The following is a 20,040-nucleotide window of genomic DNA, read 5'->3' as shown; positions in this document are numbered from 1 at the left end:
TTCTCACTCCTTGTATTTATAAATAACATAATTCCTTAACACTTTTTTAACATAGTCTCTTGTTTCTTGGTATGGATAAAGCTCTATAAATTCAGCTTCATCTTTTATATTGTTTTTATCTATAAATCTTTTAACCGCTGTCTCTCCAGAATTATAAGATGCAAAAACGTATACTAAATTTCCGTTAAACATATTTAAAAGTTTTTGTACATACCATTTTGCAAAAAGTAAAGCATTATCAGGCTTGTATAAGTCTACCATGTCAAAATCGTTTAATCCTATCTGCTTTGCTGCATAATAACCTGTTTTTGGGATAAACTGAGTCAAACCAACAGCATTAGACCAAGATATGGCATAAGGATTAAAAAAGCTTTCTTGCTTCATGATTGCATAAATGATATTCTCAAATTCCTTTGGCTCAACACTTCCAAACGGTTTTACATAACTACACTCATGAATTTGATTAAAGCATTTAACCCCGGCTTCCGGCAATACTGAATAAACTTCCTCACATTTTCCTTTTTTAACTTGATAAACCCCTTCTATCCAAGCTAATTTATAGTCAATACTTTTTAGCTTATTTAAAATCTCTGATATCTCTCCATATTTGTTAGGACAAGTATTTTCTTTTTTTATGGTTATGCTTTTACCTGTCTTGTACACGATTAAACTTAAATATGGCGTAAATTCTGAGACTTTATAGCTATCTTTAATATTTATCTCGTTTATATTTTTGTTTTCTATTAGCTTACTCCAATATTCTATTTGATACGGATCATTTGAGAATTTTTTATAGCTTAAAAGCTTAGTTTTTGCAAGGTCTAAATCTTTAGACTTGTAATAGTACAAAAATTTTAGCCATTCTAAATCACTGTCTTCTTTATCGTTAAAGCTGTAAAACATTTCATAGTATTTTTGAAAGCTGTTATAATCTCCTTTATAAAAGGCTTTTAAAGCTTTATTTTTTATAAAGTTTATAAATGTTTTAACATCATCTTTTAAAAGCAAAGCACTTAAATACTCTTGTTCGTATATAGGATTTAAATGGCTCATTTTACTTAATGCTTTAAGATAAAATTCTGAATCTTTTGATATCTGATTAAAGTAAAACTCTTTGTCTTGAGAAATACTTAAAAGATAGTAATTTACTGCGTTTTCATCTTTTAGAGTAAACAATAGATTTTTAACTTTTTCATAATGTTTATTTTTTAAGCATGTGTCTAAGGCGTTGTATTTTTCTTTCTCCGTTAGATATGGGTAGATTTCTAAGTATGTTTTATAACCATAGTAGCTGTGGCAGTAGTTTTGTACAAGCTGTTTAAATATGTCTAAATATTTTGAATCTTGCAGGTTTTTTAAAATAGTTCCATAAACATAAAGATAAAAAGGCTTATCTTCTTCTAAAAATGCGTTTACATCTACAAGCTGAATGAATTTAAAGGTTATTTTATAATCTTGTTGATAGGATAAAAAAGAAGCTATTTTTAAAGCTGTATAGCTTGAGATTGCAAAGCTTTGATTTTTCTTGATTAAATCATAAGAATTATCTAAATCTATCTGCTCAAAATCTGATTTATAAATCTTTACTACTTCATCTATTTGTGCGTAGGAATTGGAAAAAAGAAAGAGCATTAGAAGATACATAATTTTGATTAGAGATGAATTCTTTTTCACTTACTTAACTCCTGCAGTATTTCTTCTATTTCTTTTGGTAAGCTTTTAAGCTCTATGCTTAGCATTTGGTTTGTTCTTGGATGTCTGAATGTTAGTTTATATGCTACAAGTGCATGATATTTAAGTTTATCTGATAAATTTTTTGCAAGGTCTGATGATAAGTTCGATTTTTTAAATCCATAAACAAAATCGTTAAATAACGGATGTCCGATGGCTGAAAAATGAACTCTTATTTGATGTGTTCTTCCTGTGTGAAGTTTTATATCAACAAGTGTTAGATTGTGCTTTTCAAAGCGTTTTTCTACCCAGTATTCTGTTAGTGCATCCTTAGGGTTTGTTGCTACCGTTCCCATTTTTTGCCTGTTGTAAATAGACCTTCCAATAGGTAAGTCTATTAAGCCATGGTCTTTTTTTACTATTCCAGAAACGATAGCTTTATACTTTTTGTCTATTTCTCTATCTTGAAACATTTTTTGAAGTTCTTTATGTGCAAATTCTGATTTTGCTACAATCAAAAGTCCGGCGGTATCTTTATCTAACCTATGAACAATCCCTGCCCTTTCTTTTCCTTGATACTGTGATACATTTTTAAAATGATAAAGTAAAGCATTTACCAGCGTTCCCGATGTATGACCAACCGATGGATGAACGACCATTCCGGGTGGTTTATAGACTACTGCTAAATCTTCGTCTTCGTAGTAGATTTCAAGTGGAATATTTTCAGGCTCAATTTCTAAAGGCTCGGGTGGTGGTATGATGATTGTAAACTCTTGCCCGGTTTTTACTTTTGTTGATGATTTTCTAACAGGATTGTTATCTAACAATACAAATCTGTTTTCTATAAGATTTTGATAAAAAGACCTTGAATACTCAGGATAAACTAAGGCTAAAAATTGGTCTAATCTCTTATTTGAAAACTCTTCTTCTACTTTAAAACTGATGATTTCTTCCATACAAATAAGATATTAGAAAAAGCTTTATTTTTCAAGTTTTGATAGAATAATGTTAAGATTATAAATTTAGGAGAGTAAAAATGAACAAGCTTTTTGTAGCAATAAAAACAAAAGAGGGTCATGAAACTGTTATTGATTTTTCAAAAGTAATTGAATTTTTTTATGACTCAAAAGAAGAACAAATTACATTAATTTTTGATATAGATGACGGATTCACCGGAACAATTACACCCTTAGATGTGTCTAAGATGCATTATACTTTAATTTTTGATATTACACCCCAAGAGTATGAAAGAATTAAATCAGTGCTAAAAGTTTTATAGATATTGAAAATTAAGAGATATAAGCGTCAGCGAATTAAGTTAAAACTTCTTCATTTACTTCTTGAGACTGTTCTCCCCTTATTTGATTTATATCCAATGTATAAATGTTAGATATGCCATCTTTTGCTGATACGCCGATTATTCTGTCTGCAAAGCTTGCCATTGCATCTCTATGGGTAACTACTATAAACTGTTCTTCTTTTGATAACTCTTTCATTAACTGACCTACTTTTCTTGCGTTTGCATCATCAAGTGCTGCATCTACTTCATCAAAATAGTAAAATGGTGCCGGTCTGTACTGCTGGACTGCAAATAAAAATGACAAAGCTGTTAATGTTTTCTCACCGCCGGACATCATTTCAAGCCTTTTTACATCTTTGCCCCTTGGTCTTGCCTTTAAGAATACACCACCGCTTAATGGATTTTGCTCGTTTTCAAGCTCTAAGTATGCTTTTCCTGATGGAGATAAGATCTTAAAGTTCTTGGCTAAATTTTTGTTTATGTTTTCAAACACTTCCATAAACGCCTTAACTTTCTTTTCTTCTAAGCTTTCTATAAGCTCTTCTATTGCTTTTTTCTCATTTATTAGTGTGTCTAACTTTTCTTTTATTTCGTTGTATCTTTTTTCTTCTTCTTCATAATCCTCAATAGCTTTTTCATTTACAAATCCAAGATTTCTTCTTCTTTCTTGAAGCTCTTTTAATTTTTTCTCAATCTCTTTAACATCTTCTTCTATTGGCTCGCCGCTGTATTCTTCTTTAAGAAGTATTATCTCTTCTTCTAAATCTGCTATTTTTTGCTCTGCTTTTGCTTTGTCTTGTAAAAGTAAAGTTGTCTGTCTGTTTATGTTGTCTTCTTCGTATCTTAGGTTTTTAAGCTGGTCTTTTAGATTAGATATAGTATTTATAAGCTTTTCTCTTTCTTCTTCCTGTCCTTTTAAGCCTTTCCAAAGTTCTGACAACTGCTTTGTAAGGCTGTCTATCTCCGATTTTATATTTTCTATCTCTGATTTTTTGTCGTGAAACTCTTTTTCTAAAGCAGATTTTTCGCTTTCTATCTGGAACACTCTTATTTTATGGCTTTCTACTTTGGATTTTAATTTTTCTATCTGGTTCTCAAGCTCTTTCTTTTTGTCTCTTAGTGAGTAAACTTTTTGAGTTGTTTCCTCCCATTCTTTTCTTAGTTTGTTTAATCCCATGCTTTCCATACGGCTTAGCATTTTTTCTTTTTTATCTTTTACCTGCGAAAGCATAAGATTTAAGTTTTGTATGCTTTTGTTTATCTCTTCAATCTTGCTTTCAAGTTCTAAACTTTGTTTTTTTAGATTGAAAATCTCATTTTCTATATGTCCAATTCTTAAATTTTTGTTTGTCAGCTCTCTTTCTAATTCTTGTATTCTTGAGTTTACACTTTGAGATTCTGTTTGAAGTTTTACAAGATTTTTTTCATTCTCTGCGATTTTTTGATTTATTAGCTTTAGTTCATTTTCTATTGCTCTTTCTTCTTCTTTTAATTTTTGGTCTATCTCTTCAAGTTTTTTCCTCTCTTCTTCTAAAAATGACCTTCCGATTGTGATGCTTTGCTTTTCTGAGCCACCCGTTATTGTTCCTGATTTTTCAAAGACTTCGCCATCAAGTGTAACCATTCTATAATTTCCAATTCCAAGAACCTTAGCCGTGTCAAATGTATCTATGATAATAGTATCCTGAAATACATACTTTATGGCTTTTTCAACTTTTTTGTCATAATTTACAAAATCTATCGCATAACCTAAAACGCCTTTTGCCAAAGGTAATTTTGGATTGTCTTGAACCTTTATTTTGTTTAAAGGAATAAATGTAACTCTTCCTGCTTTCTCTTGTTTTAGAATATCTAAACATTTTTTTGCTACATCTTCATTTTCAACTACAACGTTTTTAAGCCTTCCACCACCTGCTACTTCAATGGCTGTTTGGACTTTTGGGTCTTTTATTGAAATGATTTCTGAAACAGCTCCATAAACACCTTCTATGTTTTTAAAAAGTAGAGATGTTTTATCTTCTCTAATATTGCTTAGCTGTGCAAGGACTTTTGCAAGCTCTTGGAAGTTTTTTTCAAGCTTTTCTCTGTTTTCTTTTAATCTTTTCTCTAAAACATCTTTTCTGATTTTTAGTCTGTTTATTTCACTTGTGATGTTTAAAACTTCTTTTTGACTGTCCTTTGTGTTTGATTTTATATTTTCTATGGTTTTTTCTATGTTTTCAATCTCTTGTTTTAGGTTTTCAATCTCTTTTTTGTAGTTTTCTGATTTTTCTACTGTGGTTGTGTATTTTAGTTGATATTCTACTTTTTGCTTTTCTAACTCTTTGATTTTGTCAAGCAGCTCTTTTTCTTGTCTTTCTATCTCTCCCAAGTCATTTTTAACAGAAGAGTCAAATATTTCATACTCTTTAAGCTTTTTATTTTTTTCTTCAAGCTCTTTTTCTGCTTCTAAAAGCTCTTTTTCTATATCCGGTAGCTGTTTTTCAAGTGTTTTTATCTCTTCTTCAAGCTTCAGTATATCTTTGACTATCAGTTCTTTTTCTTGTATTAGCTGTTTGATTTTTGAGTCTATGCTTTGTATTTCTTTTTCAAGGGTATCTTTTTTCTCGTTTAAACTTCTGATGCTTGCAGTGATAGAACCTTCCTGCTCTTTTATGGGTAAAAATGAGTTTTGAATTTCATTTAATTTATTTTCTAAATCTCTGATTTGATTTAGTATCTGTTTTTGTTTTTCTATGTTTTCTTCTTTTGATTTATAAAATTGTTGCAGGTCTTTTTCTATGTCTTGAAGATGCTCTAAGGCTTGTTGTTTTTGACTGAGTAGATGATAAAGTTTTGCCCCAAGCAGTCTATTTTCAAGCTCTTTTATCTGGCTTTCTATGTTTATTGCTAAAATTGCGTTTTCTTTTTCTTGCTGTAATTTTTTTAGTGTATGCTCTATCTCTTTTAAAACTGCCTTTACATTGTCTACCTTCTCTTGCGCTTCTTTTAAGTCTGCCAATGCTTTTTGCTTTTTCTCTTCATAGATGGTTATTCCTGCTATCTCGCTTAGAAGCTCTCTTCTCTCTCCGGGAGTCATGTTTACAAATTTATAAATATCTCCTTGCGTGACGATGTTATAGCCTTGGATGGGTATTCCTGCCTGAGTTAATAAGTCTTCTACTTCCTGCTGTTTTACTGTTTTTCCATTTATTTTATATGTAGATTTTCCGCTAAGCTCTACTTTTCTTGATATTCTTACTTCTTCTGAGTTTATAGGAAATGCTCCAAGATTTTTAAAAACTATCTCAACTTCTGCATAAGGTGCTGATTTATCATTTGAAGAAAATATCAAATCTGTAAGCTTTAAAGCTCTCATTGCCCTGGCTGACGCAATACCAAGACAAAAAACTATACTATCACCTATGTTGCTTTTTCCCGCTCCATTTGGACCTACTATCGCAGTAAATCCCGGACCAAGTGGAATGGTTAAATGTCTATCTCCATAAGATTTAAAGCCATAAACGTTGATTCTATCTATATAAGTTTCCATACCTTTTTGTAAACTGCACCTTTTGGATTTAGCATACTTTCAATTATATCAACTGTTATTATTTTTTGTTTAAAAAAGACTTTGTCTTCATACTTTTTTATTTTTTCTAAAAATGATTGTTGCTTCACTTCTTTAATTCTTACGATCGTAACGTGAGGTACAAATCTTTTAATCTCTCTTTTAAATCCAAGATTTGCCATCTGATTTTCTACATACTTATTTATCTCTGTAAGGACTGGGTTTTCTTCTACTTTAAAGTATAAAACTTTTGGCTGGTCTAAATTTGGAAAAACTCCAAGCCCTTTAACGACTATCTGCGTTTCTATCTCTTTATTGATACATTCAGACAAATTATTTTTTATATCTTCTATCTTATCGTCTTCTACATTTCCTAAGAATTTATAAGTTATGTGAAAGTTTTCAGGTTTAACCCAACTACCTGTCAAAACACCCGAAAAATCTTTTTTAATCTCTGTATAATGCTTTTTTAATCCTTTGCTATCAATAAAACTGCCTATAAAAATTCTTTTCATTCTAAAAACTCTCTACTGATGTAGCCACTGCAAATTTCTTGAACTTCTCCGGTCATTTTAATATTCCAATCTTCATCTATGCTAATTTTAAGCTCGCCACCAATCATTTTAATCTTAATTTCTCTATCTGCAAGACCTTTTTTAACAAGCACAGATGCAACCCCGCACGAAGAACTTCCCGAGGCATAAGTAAATCCCGCCCCCCTTTCCCATATTAAAATCTGTGCTTCATTTCTACTTATAGGCTTAACAAACTGAACGTTTATCCTGTTTGGAAAAAGTGGATGATTTTCTATCATTGGTCCATACTTTTTAATCTCTTCTTCATCAAGGTTTTCTTTTATGATTACACAGTGAGGATTTCCAACAGATACACAGTTAACTTCAAACTCTTTATCTCCAACCGTGATTTTTTCTGATATAAACTCTTCTTTGTCTGTATTGATTGGAATTTGTTTTGCGTTAAAAATAGCCTTTCCCATATCAACGGTTATAATTTTTGCCTTGCCAAATTTATTTTTTTCTTCTATTTTTGCTTTTACAATACCACCTTTTGTTTCAACTGTAAACTCTTCGTTGTCTGTATAGCCATAATCATAAAGAAATTTACAGAAAATTCTAAGTCCGTTTCCGCTTTTCTCTGCTTCGCTACCATCCGGATTGAAAATCCTTAGCTTAAAATCCGCTACATCTGAATCGTATTTAACTAAAATCCCATCGCTTCCTATCCCGTAGTGAACATCGCAGATTTTTTTTATCAAACCTTGTGTTAGCTTAAAATCTATTTTATCTGAGTCCAAGACGATGTAATCATTACCAAGTCCATGTGATTTGACAAAAAAGTTATTTTTCTCCAACGCCTATCTCCGTTTTTTTGTTTTAATAGATAATTTTATCAGAATTAAGAAGATGTGTGAGTAGTGAAAAGATATGTGTGACGGGGAAGATGTTTCAAATTTTAACTAAGTCTAAAAATTGATTAACATTTTGATCGTTATTCTAAAGCTGGCGAAGAATCTCCTCCCTTTTACCTCTCACATATTCACCGTATGGGCAATTCATGAATTGCCTCTACTCACTTTCTCATCTTCTTTAAAAAAGGAGATCCTTCGGACTAAAGTCCTCGGGATGACAGCGAAAGGTTGAATTATAAACATTAGAGTAAGGATAACTTTATTCGTCATTCTGAAGCCGGCAAAGAGTCTTATACTTTTATTAAATTTCTCATCATGATATGTAGTAAGTTTTAAATCTTTACAAAAATATTAAAAATCTTTCATCAATCTTAACTTCTTACTCTGTTAACTTTAAAATCAAATTAGCCAAATCGTCCGGAACTTCCATTACAGATAAACGGGGCATTTTAACAAGATAAAAATCTTGAAACTCTTTCATTTTTTTAATCTCAGATAAAGTTAATTTCTTATTCAATCTCTTGTATGGCTGAATATCTACAACGTACAAACCATTCTCGTCTTGATAAGGCTCAGACACTACTTTACCAATTCCAACGATAGCTTTTTCTTTTCCTGTATGATAGATAAAAACCAAATCACCTTTTTTCATCTGTTTTATAAACTTTTGAGCTAACGGATTTTTTACTCCATTCCAAACAGTTTTACCTTCCTTTTCTAACATATCATATGAATACTCTTCAGGCTCTGTCTTGGCTAAATAATACCTTGCCATTAAAAAACCTCATGGTAAAATAATACTATTATGATATCAGAAAAACATTCAATCAGACCGCTCAAGCTTGATGATTTTATAGGACAGGAAGAAGTTAAGAAGCAGCTTAAAGTTTTTATAGAAGCATGTAAAATTCAAGGAAAAACTCTTGACCATACTATACTTTCAGGACCACCCGGACTTGGTAAAACAACCCTTGCGACAATCATAGCCAATGAACTTGCGACAAATATAAAAATAACATCTGCACCTGTTTTAGAGAAAAAGGGAGACCTTATAGGACTACTTACTTCTTTAAAAGAAGGAGATATTTTATTTATTGATGAAATTCACAGACTAACTCCAACATTGGAAGAAATTTTATACTCTGCAATGGAAGATTTTAAAGTGGATGTTATAGTTGGTGGTGGGTCTAACAGGAAGGCAAGGTCTGCCAAAGCTATAAGATTAGATATTAATAAATTTACACTGATTGGAGCTACTACAAGAATAGGCATGTTATCAACACCTTTAATCTCTCGTTTCGGAATAATTTTAAATCTTGATTTTTATGATCAGCAGTCTTTAAAAGAGATTATTTTAAGGTCTGCTAAAATTTTAAACATAAACATTACAGAGGAAGGTGCTTTAGAGATTGCCAAACACTCAAAAGGAACTCCAAGGATTGCAAACAAACTTTTAAAAAGAGTTTATGATTATGCTGTTATTCACAAAAAAGATGTTATAGATAGAGAAACAGCCTTTGACGCACTGAGATTTTTATCTATCGGTAAAGATGGAATAGATGGACTGTCTTTAAAATATCTAAAATCTTTGGTTTATCAGTTTAACGGTGGTCCTGTTGGCTTAAACACAATATCTTTTGCAATATCAGAAGACAAAAGAACGATAGAAGAAGTAATTGAGCCCTATCTTCTTAAGCTTGGATTTATAAAAAGAACGGCAAAAGGAAGAGTTGCATTACCTACGGCGGTTGAGTATTTAGAAAATTATGAAAATACTTGATAAATCAGAGTTTCCATCTTTAAGAAAAGCTAAGTTTATAGAGAGATTAAATAGATTTGTTGGACTGATTGAAATTGATGGAAATATTACAAAATGTCATATTGCAGATACAGGAAGGCTAAAAGAAATCCTTACAAAAGGAAGAGAGATTTTAGTCATAAAAAATAAAGCTGAAAATAAAACAAATTACAAGCTAATTTCTGCAAAGATGGAAGAGGGCTACATTCTACTAAATACTTCTTTCCATTCTAAAATAGCGGAAAAAATTATAGAAAGAGGATATCTTGGCTTTAAACCTAAAAAGATAAAAAAAGAGGTTTTGTATCAAGACAGTAGAATAGATTTTCTCATTGATGACAATTTTTATATAGAAGTCAAAGGCTGTAATCTAAGAAAAGGAAAACTTTGTCTATTTCCTGATGCACCAACATTAAGAGGAGCAAAACATATAAAACATCTGATAGAATTAAAAAATAAAGGTTATGAAGCAGGTATTATGATAATTGCATTTAGAGATTGTGAAGAATTTCTGCCAAATTATGAAACAGATAGAGAGTTTAGTAAATACTTTTTAAAAGCGTTAGAAGTTGGAGTAAAATTTTTAGGCTATAAAGTAAGGTTTGATGGGGAATTTAACATTGTGTTAAATGGTAGCTTAAACCTGAGCGAGGAAATATGGAGTTTGCAAAAGAAATTTTCTTTATAATGAACATTATAGGACTTGTAGCCTTTGCTGTAACCGGTTCTTTGAAGGCAATAAAAGAAGGTTTAGACCTGCTTGGAATTACTGTTTTAGGAGTTATGACTGCACTTGGTGGTGGGATTACGAGAGATTTACTTATAAATACAATTCCAAATGCTTTAAAATCTATCACAGATATGAGCGTTGCACTCTTTGGCGTTTGGGTTGCTGTTGTGATGTATAAAGTTGTTAAAGGTGATATATCAAACAAATACTACATTTTAATTCCTGATGCAATTGGTCTGTCAGCTTTTACTACTACAGGAGCAATCATTGCATACAATGCTGATGTGTCTTTTTTTGGAATTATTATTCTTGCTACACTTACAGGTGTAGGTGGTGGCGTAATTAGTGATTTACTTCTTGGAAAAGTTCCATCTGTACTGAGGGATGATTTTTATGCAAGTTGTAGCATAATAGGATCAATTGGATTTTACATATCTATGGTTTTAACATCCGATTTAACAGTAGCATCTATCGTTTGTAGTTTACTTGTTTTGATGTTTAGAATCGTAGCTATTCTCTATGATTGGAAGCTTCCAAAATTTCAATGAATTTAAAAGAGCTGTTTAGCAAAATAACAGAAATCTTTAAAGAATCAAAAATAGAAAATCCGGCGAATGAAGCTTTAATACTGATTTCTAAAATTCTCAACCTTCCAAAACATCACATTATTTCATATCCGGATTTAGAGATATCGGAAGAAGATGCAAAAAAATTAGTAGTTTTATCTGAAAAAAGAGCTTCAGGCTATCCTATGGCATACCTTACAAAAAACAAAGAATTCTTTGGACTTGATTTTTACATAGAAGAAGGTGTCTTAATCCCAAGACCGGAGACAGAGATTTTAGTAGAGAAAGTTATTGAAAAGTTGCAAAACGCTAAGGGAGAATTAATCGGCTTAGAAGTTGGCGTTGGTAGTGGCTGTATTTCTGTTAGTTTATTAAAAAATATAAAAAACTTGAAAATCATAGGAATTGATATTTCAGAAAAAGCTTTAGAAATTACAGAAAAAAGCGCTAAAATTCATGAAGTTTTAGACAGGTTAAAACTTTTTAAGTTTAATATTATGAATGGAAAAATGAATTCTTTAAACCTTCCAAAGCTTGATTTTGTAGTTTCTAATCCACCATACATAAAAGAAGAAGATTATCAAAAACTTCAAAAAGAAGTAAAAAAAGAGCCAAAAGAAGCTTTAATTTCTGGTAAAGAAGGAACAGAATTTTACGAAAAGATAGTGAATTCTTTAAAAGATTTTCTAAAAGAAGATGGTTTTTTTGCTTTTGAAGTTGGAATAGGTCAAGCTGAAAAGGTAAAGCTGATTTTAGAAGATAACGGATATAAAAATATAGAAATCTATAAAGATTTGGCTGGAATTGATAGAGTTATCATTGCAAGTAAGAGGTTTAAAAGAATAGGAGATTAAAAACGAGGCTGTTTTAAAATTTTTGTAAGTTTAACTTCATCATTTCATGTTGAGGACTTTAGTCTGAAGGATCACCTATTTTAAAAAGCAAGAAAGTGAGTAGAGGCAATTCATGAATTGCCCACTTAGTAAAAATTTTATGGCACTATCGATTAAAAATTTAGATAGATGATAAAAAAACCTGCTAAAATAAAGGAGAAAGATCATGTTAAAGGAAGATGTTAAGTTGAAGGAAGCATTAATTATAGAAGGTGGAAATAAACTAGAGGGTGTATTAGAAGTTTCTGGAGCTAAAAATGCCGCACTTCCTAACATGGCTGCAACCATCCTAACATCTGATGAAGTAATAATAGAAAACCTTCCAGACCTTTTAGATATAGATACAATGAAAAAGCTTTTACAAGAATTAGGAACAGAAATAAATCACATAAAAGATAAAACATACAGTTTTAAACTTACTAATCCAAAATCTTACACCGCCCCATACGATTTAGTAAATAAGATGAGGGCATCTATCCTTGTACTGGGTCCAATGCTTGCAAGGTTTGGCTATGCAGAAGTTGCTTTGCCCGGTGGATGTTCTATCGGAGCAAGACCGGTTGATTTACATCTAAAAGCATTAGAAAAAATGGGAGCCCAGATAAAAATAGAGCATGGGTATATAAAAGCCTATGCACCAAAAGGCTTAAAGGGAGCTCATATTTTCTTTGACAAAATCACAGTTACAGGAACAGAAAATATTTTAATGGCTGCATCTTTAGCAGAAGGTCAGACAATTATAGAAAACGCAGCATTAGAGCCGGAGGTTGTAGATCTTGCCGTTATGCTTAAAAAAATGGGAGCAGATATTGCAGGTGAAGGGACTAATAGAATTGTTATAAACGGCGTAAAAGAACTTCACGGAACCTATCATAAAGTAATTCCGGATAGAATTGAAGCCGGAACTTTTTTAGTATTAGCTGCACTGACAGATGGAAAAATAATAATCAAAAACTATCCAAGTCAATATTTAGAGTACGTGGAAGAAATTTCAAATAAAATCGGCATACACATTGTAAAGCTTTCAGATAACGAAGTTTTAATTAAAAGAGAAGAAAAATTAAAACCTGTAAATATAGAGACAAAAGAATATCCACTATTTCCAACAGACCTTCAAGCTCAGTTTATGACTCTACTTTGTTTTGCTGATGGAATATCTGAGATTACAGAAAATATTTTTGAAAATAGATTTATGCATGTTCCAGAGTTAAACAGACTTGGAGCAGATATTGAGATAAAAGGAAAAACTGCCATTATTAGACCTGTTAAGAAATTTACAGGAGCAGAAGTAAAAGCAACAGATTTAAGAGCAAGTGCTGCAATGGTAATCGCTGGCTTGATAGCAGAAGGAGAAACAAAAATATTTAGCATCTATCATTTAGACAGAGGTTATGAACATATAGATGATAAATTAATCAACATCGGTGCTAAGATAAGAAGGGAAATTGTGGAGCATTAAAGCAAGGGAATAGATGATAAACTCTTGTTATTGGTTAGAAAAGAAAGTGTCGATCCTCTGGATTTTCTACAAGATCATAAATGCAATGTAATGTTCTTATAGTTGATTTGCAAAGTTAACCTTGGCAATTGAATAAGAAAAATTTTTAAGGTTTGTAGCCTACTTATGAGGAATTGAAACAGGATAAACGTCTCACATCTCAAGTCGAACGTAAATAGTATTGCGAAATTTTAGGAAGAGTTTATAGATTTTTGCAACACTCTATATCCTGGACGGAAGATTAGAAATCTTTATAAAAATTTAAGAAGTGAAAAACCTTTTTGTCATTCTGAACGAAGTGAAGAATCTCTTTATTTTAAAACATATGATTGCAGACAAAGTTTATCTCATTTTTAACTACAATAAAATTTTGAAGTACACTTAGCTTCACTCATTTCCAACTTCCACATCTTTAAGCCAATCTCTATTTTCTAAATACCAATCAACAGTCTTTTTAATACCCTCTTCAAAGCTTACCTTTGGCTCCCAGCCAAGAAGATTTTTAGCTTTTGTAATATCAGCCCAAGTTTCTTTTAAATCTGCTTTATGAAAAGGTCTATAATCAATAACAGCCTTTTTACCAAGATGTGCTTCGATGGTTTCAATAACTCTTTTTAAACTTATAGGATTTTTACCACCACCAAGATTTATAATCTCATAACCAAGCTCTTTAGTTGCTAAAATAGTGCCTCTTGCAATATCATCAACGTATGTAAAATCTCTTGATTGAGAACCATCACCGTATAAAATAATTGGTTTTCCTTCATCAATCCATTTTATAAATCTAAAAATACTCATATCAGGTCTGCCGGCTGGACCATAAACTGTAAAATATCTTACAACTGATACATCAATTCCATAAAGATAGTGATAAGTATATGCCATCACTTCTGCAGCTTTTTTTGATGCAGCATAAGGAGATATCGGTGTATTTACAGGCAGGTCTTCTTTAAACGGCATTGGCTGTCCGGCATACAATGAAGAGGTAGAAGCAAGAACAAACTTTTTAACACTGTACTTTTTCATCAAATCAAGTAAATTTAATGTACCATTTGCGTTTGTTGTCATATAAACATAGGGGTTTATCATACTGTATCTTACGCCAGCCCTTGCTGCTAAGTTAATTACTACATCAAATTTGTAGTCATTAAAAAGAATTTCTAAAGCTTGAAGATTTTCAATATCAACTGGATAAAATTTAAAATTCTCATACTTTTCAAGGTCTTTTTTTCTATATTCTTTTAATCTTACATCGTAATAGTTGTTTAAATTGTCTACGCCAATAACTTTATATCCTTCTTTTAATAAAAATTCAGCAGTTTTCCAACCAATAAAACCTGCTGCACCTGTAAGTAATACTGTCTTCATTTGCTACTCCATATTTTTTAGTGTAAGATATTATTTTACCATCTAATTGAGGTTGGCTTATGGACAAATTAAAACATACACTTTTTGGCTTAGAATTTAAAAATCCTGTATGGACAGCTTCAGGAACTTTTAGCTATGGTCTTGAAGTCGCAAAAATATATGATTTATCATTACTTGGCGCTATAGTTGTTAAAGGATTATCATTAAAACCAAGAAAAGGAAATATGCCAGAAAGAATTGTAGAAACGCCAGCTGGAATGTTAAACTCAATTGGTCTTCAAAACCCGGGAGTTGATTATTTTATAAATGAAACACTTCCTAAATTAAAAAAATACGACACTAAAATATTTGCTAATGTTTTTGGAGAGGATGAAGATGAATATCTTGCAGTAGCAGAAAGACTTGATAAAGCAGATGGAGTTCATGGACTTGAGTTAAACGTATCATGTCCGAACGTCAAAAAAGGTGGAATTGCATTTGGAACAGACCCAGAGGTTTTATATAATCTTGTTTATAAAATGAAGAAAATTACAAAAAAGCCACTTCTTGTAAAATTAAGTCCAAATGTTAGCAATATTCTTGATACCGCTGATGCTTGTGTATCTGCAGGAGCTGATGGTTTGGTACTTATAAATACACTTCTTGGTGTTGCTATAGATGTAGAAAGAGAAAAGCCAATTTTGTCAACCATTACTGGAGGACTTTCTGGTCCTGCCATGCTTCCAATAGCTGTTAGGATGATATGGCAAGTTTATCAAAAATACGGCAGCAGAATACCCATCATCGGTGTAGGTGGAATATCAAACTACAAAGATGCACTGCAGCATATATTGGCTGGAGCATCTGCTATACAAGTGGGAACAGCAAATTTTTATGACCCTCTCTCGCCGTTAAAAATAATTGAAGATTTAAAAAATCATTTAGATAAAAAAGGTTATGTGCATTATAGTCAACTAATAGGAAAAGCTCATCAAATGATAATAAAGGAGGTGTAAAAAGATGGTAGTTGTTTTAACAAAATTTCCAATCAAAAAGGAGTTCAAAGAAGATTTTGAAAAAAGGTCTAAGGAAAGATTTGGAGAGCATGGAATCTCTCAAATGGAAGGATTTCTTGGAATGAAAATTTTATCTGGTAAAAGCTTTCCATCAATGCCGGAAAATAACAATGTGTTAATTATTACATACTGGAAAGATATGGAAAGTTTCTTAAACTATACAAATAGTGAAGCTTTTAAGAAAGCTCATGAAAATCCACCACCAAAAGAATGGTTTGCAGGACTACCTTCCGTTGAAATTTATGAGGTAATAAAAGAAATATAAAAAGAATACGTTAATTTTATTTTATTTTAACTTTAAATTAAATGCTTGAAATTGCTTGATAAATATTTTATTATTGATTTAAATCATATTTTAGTAGGAGGTTAACAATGGGAGAAAACACAGCTATCAGATGGTTGCTCTTCTTCTTCTTCCCAGCCCTGTTTGTCTATGGTTTGTTGCATGTTTATTCATCTAAACCTGCTCAAGCTAAAAAGACAGCAGAACTTACAGAAATGGAAGAAGCTGGAAGAAAGGTTTACAACAAATTCTGTGTAGGATGTCACGGTGAAAACGGTGATGGAAACAGTATGGCAGCGCCTTTCTTTAAGGACAAGCCACCAAACTTCCACACCGGCGTATTTAGATGGAAATCTACTCCAGAAGGAACACTCCCAACAGATGAAGACTTGTTACACGTATTAGATTGGGGTATTCCTCAAACACCTATGCCATCTTTCCATTTGGTACCAGAAGTTCAAAAAAGAGCAGTTATTGCTTATATCAAAACTTTCTCTGACAGATGGAAAAAAGAACAACCTGGAGAGAGTGTTTATAGCCAAATCAAAAAAGTTCCTGAATTCTTTGGAACAAAGGAATCTATTGAAAAAGGTAAAGAGTTGTATGCTGCAAACTGTACAGCTTGCCATGGTGAAAGTGGAAGAGGAGATGGTCCAATAGCTTCAACTTTACCAGTTCCACCAACCAATTTAACTTATCCAGTTAGAGCGGCAGGTCCATCACCAAAAGACACGTTTAGAGTTTTAACCGTTGGTCTTGAAGGTTCTCCGATGCCAAAATTTGACCATTTATCAGAAGAAGACAGATGGCATCTTGTTTCTTACATTGCATATTTAATGAATCAAGGAAAATAATATAAGGAGGTGTAAGCAATGGCTACCGCAACAGCAACAGGTGATGTTCAATTAACAAACCTCGTTAACTATACCCTTGTAAAGCTTCACGTTGCAATGGGTCTGATTTTCTTCATTATTGTTGGATTAATGGGATTCTTATACTCTTTACAGCTTGATGGTATCTATCCATTCCCAGGGATAGAATTTTTATCCGCCGGTAGGGTGAGAATGATTCACACAGCAGGTGCTGCTTATGGATTTTTAGTAAACATGTTTACTGGTCTTCTTTATTGGGCAGTTCCAAGATTTACAGGTTATAAAGTTTTTAACGAAAAATACTTAGGTGGTTTTATGTTTATTGGTCTTCAGGCGGCTGTATTAATTACAGTTGTTGCTATTCTTTTCTTAGGTCAAGCTGACAACGTTGAATGGGGTGAGACACCTTGGTGGATTGACCCTATAATTGTTGCTTGGTTATTGTTACATGCAATTCAATTTGGTACTCCAATTTTAAAAGCATCTCAAAAGGCTCCTCTTTATGTTACAGGATGGTATGTATCAGCAATGTTGGTATGGACACCCCTTGTTGTGTTCATGGGTAACTTTATACCAAGATTCTGGTCTGCAGGTTCTGGAGCTGGTGCAGTTCAATCTACATTCATTCACGACTTAGTTGGGTTGTACGTTACACCTGTAGCTTGGGGATTGATGTATTACTTTGTACCAGTTATTATGAAAAAGCCAATGTGGTCTCATGGGTTGTCATTACTTGGTTTCTGGGGATTGGCATTTTTCTATCCAATGAACGGTGTTCACCACTTCATGTGGTCTCCAATTCCAATGTTTGCTCAGTATTCAGCAGTATTTGCAACAGTTGCTATTGAGTTTGCAGTTACATCGGTTTTAATCAACTTCATGATGACATTAAGAGGTTCTGCTGAAGTATTAAAGTACAATGTACCTTTAAGATATATGTATACTGGAGCAATTTTCTACTGGATTACTTGCTTCCAATGTGCATTTCACGTTACATTAACATTCCAAAAAGTTATCCACTTTACAGACTGGGTAACAGGACACGCACACCTAATAATGTTTGGTACATTTGGAATGTGGGTTCTTGGAATGGCTGAATATGTATGGCCAAGGCTCTTTGGAAAAGAAACTATGTATTCTAAGGGAATGTCAGAAGGAGCATACTGGTTATTAACAATTGGTGTAATTGCAATGTTTGTTGACTTAACAGCTGTAGGGTTAGTTCAAGGTTTTGACTGGATTGGATTAAACCCATGGATTGACTCAGTTAATTTCTCAAAACCATTCTGGTACTTCAGATCTGTTGCTGGAATCATGATGTTAACAGGATTATTAATGTATGCTATGAACTTCTATAAAACTGCTACAGCTGGTAAAGGTCTTGAAGCTCAGCTAAAGCAAACAGTATAAGGAGGGAATGAAAAATGGGTAAAATGGAACGTTTCCCTTTTGTGGTATTAGTAGCAGGGTTAGGATTTTTCCTTTTTGCAGACTTTATATCTTGGGCATTGCCAATGTTTGTATTAAAAGATATTCCTATGAAGAAAATCAACGACCTTGCGGCAGAGGCAAAAGCAAAAAATACCTCTGCTTGGGCTGATTTTCAAAGATTAGCTCAATACTATCCAGAACAATTTAAAAAATATTATGGCGAAGTAAATGAAAAATCATTTGCGAAGGCTTTAGATGTTGGTCACCATTGGTATGTTGCCGAAGGTTGCTGGAACTGTCACTCTCAAATGATAAGACCAGTTTCTAATGAAACATTAAGATTTGGTATTCCGGGAGTGTCTAATACTGTCTCTTATCCTTCAGAATATCAAAATGAATTACAAGCTCCTGTATTATGGGGTACAAAAAGAATTGGCCCAGACTTAATTAGAGAGGCGGCAGTTCATAACGTAGACTGGCAAGTTGCACACCTCTATAATCCTCCTTCTACTTCCCCAGGAACAAACATGCCAGGATATCCATGGTATTTTGAAAAGGATAAAAATGGAAATATGGTTCCTAATGAAAGAGGTATTGGACTCTTAACCTACATAATGTGGCTTGGTTCTTGGGAAGTTAAACCAACAAAAGAATGGGCTTTAAAATAATTAGCAATGGAGGGTTAATGCCCCTCCACTTAGCAAATGCGAGGTGGTAAAATGAAGATAACCCAACGAACAGTTTCACTTATGATAATGTTTATTTTTTTATTTGTAGTTGGGTCTATAATTGCAGTAAGAACTGTTGCTTATTTAGAAGCAGGTTTTGAATTAAAAGGATTCTTGGTTGAAGTTATATCTTATATTGTTGCTTTAACTGGGTGGTTGACTCTATTCATTTATTCTTATCTGAAAGGTGATTTTAAGGACATAGAAGGTCCAAAGTATGAACTTTTAGAAAAAGAGGAAAAAATCATTGAATCAGAAAAAAAAGCTGGGAGGTATTAAAAAATGGCTGCACATTTGGAGAATACAAGAGCAATTGATAAGATTACCTATGTAACAGATGCTGTTCCAACATGGTGGATGATGTTCTGGATCGGATATATTCTTTTTACTGTGTCTTACATAGTATTTGATTGGATACCGGACTTCTTAGGTTGGTTAGCAGTTGTAGGACAAGGAACCGAAGCAGCTGATAAGTACATTTGGTTAAGAGAATTAATGAGAAATTAAAAAGATTTAAATCTATATTTTAATTCTTTTTATGAAGAGGCTTTTATGGCCTCTTTTTTATTTTTTTTCTAATTTTAAAAGCCCAAAAATACTCAATTAATTTTCCTAACTATAAAATTTTTTATTTATCACTCTTAAATACTTTGGTGGAAAATTTGATAAAAGAAGGATATTCTTCTCCGGCTTCAGAATGACAAATAAAGTTATCCTTCCTCTAATGCTTATAATTCAACCTTTTCCTGTCATCTTGAGGACTTTAGTCCGAAGGATCTCCTTCCTAAGTTTTATAAAAATCCCTAATTTCTCATCCAAGATATCTTTTATTTATCACTTAAATTGTTAATAAACATAATGACTAATT

Annotated in this window: 20 protein-coding genes; 13 read left to right on the top strand and 7 right to left on the bottom strand. The window is 32.4% G+C overall.

Annotation, left to right across the window (positions count from 1 at the left end):
- Positions 1-3: 3 nt before the first annotated feature.
- Positions 4-1,674 carry a lytic transglycosylase domain-containing protein gene (locus SYO3AOP1_RS00900; protein WP_012458911.1) on the bottom strand — a complete coding sequence of 557 codons (1,671 nt, stop codon included), beginning with the start codon at positions 1,672-1,674 and terminating at the stop codon, positions 4-6.
- A complete protein-coding gene (locus SYO3AOP1_RS00895; RefSeq protein ID WP_012458910.1) occupies positions 1,671-2,627 on the bottom strand; it encodes an RluA family pseudouridine synthase in 957 nt (318 codons plus the stop codon). Before SYO3AOP1_RS00895 ends, SYO3AOP1_RS00900 begins: the two co-directional genes overlap by 4 nt.
- A gap of 80 nt (positions 2,628-2,707) precedes the next feature.
- Between SYO3AOP1_RS00895 and SYO3AOP1_RS00890 the strand changes: the two genes are divergently transcribed.
- Complete coding sequence (locus SYO3AOP1_RS00890) at positions 2,708-2,950, top strand: hypothetical protein (protein ID WP_012458909.1); 243 nt, start codon at positions 2,708-2,710, stop codon at positions 2,948-2,950.
- Positions 2,951-2,984: 34 nt separating this feature from the next.
- Here SYO3AOP1_RS00890 and smc read toward each other — a convergent pair whose 3' ends face one another.
- From smc to SYO3AOP1_RS00870, 4 genes are all read right to left on the bottom strand, one after another.
- Positions 2,985-6,503: a chromosome segregation protein SMC gene (gene smc, locus SYO3AOP1_RS00885; RefSeq protein ID WP_012458908.1), complete on the bottom strand. Its 3,519-nt coding sequence runs from the start codon at positions 6,501-6,503 to the stop codon at positions 2,985-2,987.
- Positions 6,488-7,036: an RNA 2',3'-cyclic phosphodiesterase gene (thpR, locus tag SYO3AOP1_RS00880; RefSeq protein ID WP_012458907.1), complete on the bottom strand. Its 549-nt coding sequence runs from the start codon at positions 7,034-7,036 to the stop codon at positions 6,488-6,490. Before thpR ends, smc begins: the two co-directional genes overlap by 16 nt.
- The gene (gene dapF, locus SYO3AOP1_RS00875) at positions 7,033-7,893 is read right to left on the bottom strand and encodes a diaminopimelate epimerase (RefSeq protein ID WP_012458906.1); all 861 of its coding nucleotides are present in this window, start codon (positions 7,891-7,893) and stop codon (positions 7,033-7,035) included. The genes thpR and dapF overlap by 4 nt, the downstream gene beginning before the upstream one ends.
- Positions 7,894-8,329: 436 nt before the next feature.
- Entirely contained in the window at positions 8,330-8,725 is a 396-nt protein-coding gene (locus SYO3AOP1_RS00870) for an EVE domain-containing protein (protein WP_012458905.1), read from the bottom strand.
- 30 nt (positions 8,726-8,755) lie between these two features.
- Here SYO3AOP1_RS00870 and ruvB point away from each other — a divergent pair, with 30 nt between their 5' ends.
- The 5 genes from ruvB to murA all read left to right on the top strand — a co-directional run bounded on the left by ruvB (position 8,756) and on the right by murA (position 13,396).
- Positions 8,756-9,730: a Holliday junction branch migration DNA helicase RuvB gene (gene ruvB / locus SYO3AOP1_RS00865; RefSeq protein ID WP_012458904.1), complete on the top strand. Its 975-nt coding sequence runs from the start codon at positions 8,756-8,758 to the stop codon at positions 9,728-9,730.
- Positions 9,717-10,436, top strand: coding sequence for a DNA/RNA nuclease SfsA (sfsA, locus tag SYO3AOP1_RS00860; RefSeq protein WP_012458903.1), 720 nt, complete (start codon positions 9,717-9,719; stop codon positions 10,434-10,436). Before ruvB ends, sfsA begins: the two co-directional genes overlap by 14 nt.
- Positions 10,406-11,026, top strand: coding sequence for a trimeric intracellular cation channel family protein (locus tag SYO3AOP1_RS00855; protein ID WP_012458902.1), 621 nt, complete (start codon positions 10,406-10,408; stop codon positions 11,024-11,026). The genes sfsA and SYO3AOP1_RS00855 overlap by 31 nt, the downstream gene beginning before the upstream one ends.
- Complete coding sequence (gene prmC / locus SYO3AOP1_RS00850) at positions 11,023-11,898, top strand: peptide chain release factor N(5)-glutamine methyltransferase (RefSeq protein ID WP_012458901.1); 876 nt, start codon at positions 11,023-11,025, stop codon at positions 11,896-11,898. Before SYO3AOP1_RS00855 ends, prmC begins: the two co-directional genes overlap by 4 nt.
- Before the next feature lie 205 nt (positions 11,899-12,103).
- The gene (gene murA / locus SYO3AOP1_RS00845; RefSeq protein ID WP_012458900.1) at positions 12,104-13,396 is read left to right on the top strand and encodes a UDP-N-acetylglucosamine 1-carboxyvinyltransferase; all 1,293 of its coding nucleotides are present in this window, start codon (positions 12,104-12,106) and stop codon (positions 13,394-13,396) included.
- Positions 13,397-13,822: 426 nt separating this feature from the next.
- On the opposite strand, the gene SYO3AOP1_RS00840 is transcribed toward murA, so the two are convergent.
- The gene (locus SYO3AOP1_RS00840) at positions 13,823-14,803 is read right to left on the bottom strand and encodes an SDR family NAD(P)-dependent oxidoreductase (protein WP_012458899.1); all 981 of its coding nucleotides are present in this window, start codon (positions 14,801-14,803) and stop codon (positions 13,823-13,825) included.
- A 59-nt stretch (positions 14,804-14,862) separates the two neighbouring features.
- Here SYO3AOP1_RS00840 and SYO3AOP1_RS00835 point away from each other — a divergent pair, with 59 nt between their 5' ends.
- The 7 genes from SYO3AOP1_RS00835 to SYO3AOP1_RS00805 all read left to right on the top strand — a co-directional run bounded on the left by SYO3AOP1_RS00835 (position 14,863) and on the right by SYO3AOP1_RS00805 (position 19,679).
- On the top strand, positions 14,863-15,798 hold the full coding sequence (locus SYO3AOP1_RS00835) for a dihydroorotate dehydrogenase (protein ID WP_012458898.1): 936 nt from the start codon (positions 14,863-14,865) through the stop codon (positions 15,796-15,798).
- A 4-nt stretch (positions 15,799-15,802) separates the two neighbouring features.
- A complete protein-coding gene (locus SYO3AOP1_RS00830) occupies positions 15,803-16,123 on the top strand; it encodes an antibiotic biosynthesis monooxygenase (RefSeq protein WP_012458897.1) in 321 nt (106 codons plus the stop codon).
- A gap of 107 nt (positions 16,124-16,230) precedes the next feature.
- Positions 16,231-16,995: a cytochrome c gene (locus SYO3AOP1_RS00825; protein WP_012458896.1), complete on the top strand. Its 765-nt coding sequence runs from the start codon at positions 16,231-16,233 to the stop codon at positions 16,993-16,995.
- Between the two features lie 18 nt (positions 16,996-17,013).
- On the top strand, positions 17,014-18,423 hold the full coding sequence (locus SYO3AOP1_RS00820) for a cbb3-type cytochrome c oxidase subunit I (protein ID WP_012458895.1): 1,410 nt from the start codon (positions 17,014-17,016) through the stop codon (positions 18,421-18,423).
- A gap of 14 nt (positions 18,424-18,437) precedes the next feature.
- Positions 18,438-19,112: a cbb3-type cytochrome c oxidase subunit II gene (locus SYO3AOP1_RS00815; RefSeq protein WP_012458894.1), complete on the top strand. Its 675-nt coding sequence runs from the start codon at positions 18,438-18,440 to the stop codon at positions 19,110-19,112.
- Positions 19,113-19,193: 81 nt separating this feature from the next.
- A complete protein-coding gene (locus tag SYO3AOP1_RS00810) occupies positions 19,194-19,451 on the top strand; it encodes a hypothetical protein (protein ID WP_281340764.1) in 258 nt (85 codons plus the stop codon).
- A 3-nt stretch (positions 19,452-19,454) separates the two neighbouring features.
- A complete protein-coding gene (locus SYO3AOP1_RS00805) occupies positions 19,455-19,679 on the top strand; it encodes a hypothetical protein (protein WP_012458892.1) in 225 nt (74 codons plus the stop codon).
- Positions 19,680-20,040 lie beyond the last annotated feature (361 nt).

It is taken from the genome of Sulfurihydrogenibium sp. YO3AOP1 (genome assembly GCF_000020325.1).
Classification (GTDB): Bacteria; Aquificota; Aquificia; order Aquificales; family Hydrogenothermaceae; genus Sulfurihydrogenibium.
This window is presented reverse-complemented; position numbering and strand designations above follow the sequence as displayed.